The organism is Gilliamella sp. Imp1-1, from assembly GCF_001690415.1.
GTDB classification, from domain to species: Bacteria; Pseudomonadota; Gammaproteobacteria; order Enterobacterales; family Orbaceae; genus Gilliamella; species Gilliamella bombi.
Window position 1 is genome coordinate 1 of the sequence record NZ_LZHK01000084.1, and the last position, 1,903, is coordinate 1,903.

Annotated in this window: 2 protein-coding genes and 1 pseudogene; 1 reads left to right on the forward strand and 2 read right to left on the reverse strand. The window is 31.4% G+C overall.

Annotated elements, in window-relative coordinates; translation table 11 throughout:
* The coding region (locus A9G38_RS12855) for an IS3 family transposase (protein WP_442902855.1) at positions 1-118 on the reverse strand (118 nt) is incomplete at its 3' end.
* 125 nt (positions 119-243) lie between these two features.
* Complete coding sequence (locus tag A9G38_RS07350) at positions 244-543, reverse strand: IS3 family transposase (RefSeq protein ID WP_034885636.1); 300 nt, start codon at positions 541-543, stop codon at positions 244-246.
* An 850-nt stretch (positions 544-1,393) separates the two neighbouring features.
* Between A9G38_RS07350 and A9G38_RS07355 the strand changes: the two are divergent.
* A pseudogene (locus tag A9G38_RS07355) lies at positions 1,394-1,903 on the forward strand (DDE-type integrase/transposase/recombinase); the annotation flags it as partial.

Consider the following 1,903-nt stretch of genomic DNA (forward strand, 5'->3'; position numbering starts at 1 on the left):
ATAAGGCTTTCATCACCCGAGCAATGTAACGGCGTGACACCCAAATATTCTCTTTCTGTAAATCAAAACGAATTCGTCTTGTACCATAAGACTGATAGCTCTGATTAAATAGCGTCACGATTTTATTGGCATAAAGCCCTACTGATTTTTGTCTATTCAATTTACACTGATAATAAGCATAATGTCTTGATAATCCTAAATATTGACATAGCTTTGTTATGCTATAACGATGTCGATTTGCTTTTAGGATAGCGATTTTCGTCCTATTATCAGTGCTGCTTGCTTTAAAATATCGTTTTCCATACGGAGTTGTTTAAGCTCTTTACGCAATGCGATTAACTCTTGTTCTTGTGGACTGCGATTATCTTTTGTTTTAAATGAGCCGCTTTGGCTTGCTTGCGTTATCCAACGGTCCAAAGCTGATGGTGTCAAATCATATTCGGCAACGATTTCACTACGTGATTTACCATGTTGATAAAGACTGACCATTTGGTGTTTAAAATCATCTGTGAATGTTCGTCTTTTGCGTTTAATCTTATTCATATTTGTTCCTTTTTTAGTTGTGATAAGTTTACCTTACCCCTTAAAAAAGTTGTATGATTTAGTGTAGCCGATCCAAAGGCGCACTACCTTGAATTGTCTTTACTGTTATTGCTGATAGTGCAATTGCATTACTCGATATAGTTAAACATAACAATACCAAAATCATTCCAAAAGCATAATTTTTTATATTTGGTTGCGTTAACCGTGGAGTTAGTTTACAAATCTTTGCTATTTTAGTCAGAAACTTCGGTTTTATCCGAAGTAGTAAAAATGAAGTTTTAATTAAGTACAACTTGTAACTATAAGGACTTGAATACGTGAAAATTAACAGTATGTATAAAAATAACTTTTTAAGTTGTTCAGAGGGTGACCTGTGTACCTGTGTACCTGTGTACCTGTGTACCTGTGTACCTGTGTACCTGTGTACCTGTGTACCTTACTATTAATTATATCATTTCTTCGTCCATATTGCAATTTTTTCATCACTTAACCCTATGATTTTATATAATAAAATTTATTAAAGTTCTTTTATTAACTAATTACGTTTTGTGAAAATACGAGTAAATATTGCGCTTTTAAAAACATAAAATACTAATATTACCTATTCACAAAAAAATTAAAATAACTATAAACTAAACAACATAACTTTTTAAAGTAAATGAAATGATTAGATTTCTTGTAAATATATTGTAAATATAACATTAATTTAATTATTAAGAAAAGTGATTAATTAGAAATATATAAAATTTACTCACATTGTTTACAGTGATTAAAAAAATACTGTAATAAATATACATAAAAAAACAAAATTAACGCCTTATCATAGACAAGAGATATAGCAAAAGAAAAAATAACGGTCACTGATTTAGCAAAACGCTTTATGGTCAGTCGGCCTACCATTTATAATGTACTAAAGAAAGCCCGATTGAAGCTTTTTGTGCCTTTAACCAGTAAGAATGAACGTTATAAAACCATTCGTTATGGAATTAAACGTCTGGTTAAAGTCGAAAAATCGATTGAAGATAAATTAAGACGGCAAGCTAAACGCTATAACAAAACCTATCCGGGTGAAATGTTACACGTTGATACCAAACGTTTACCTTTACTTAAAAATGAAACGAAACAGCAAACTAGAGAATATTTATTTGTCGGTATTGATGATTTTTCACGTGAGCTTTATGCGGGTATTTACCCTAATAAATCCCAATTTAGCGCGGCACAATTTTTACAAAACGATTTGTTAACCCAATGTCCTTATACTATTGAATGTGTTTATTCCGATAATGGACGTGAATATCAAGGCACCAGCGAACACTTATTTGTTAAAACGTGTAACAACCACCGTATTAATCAAAAATTC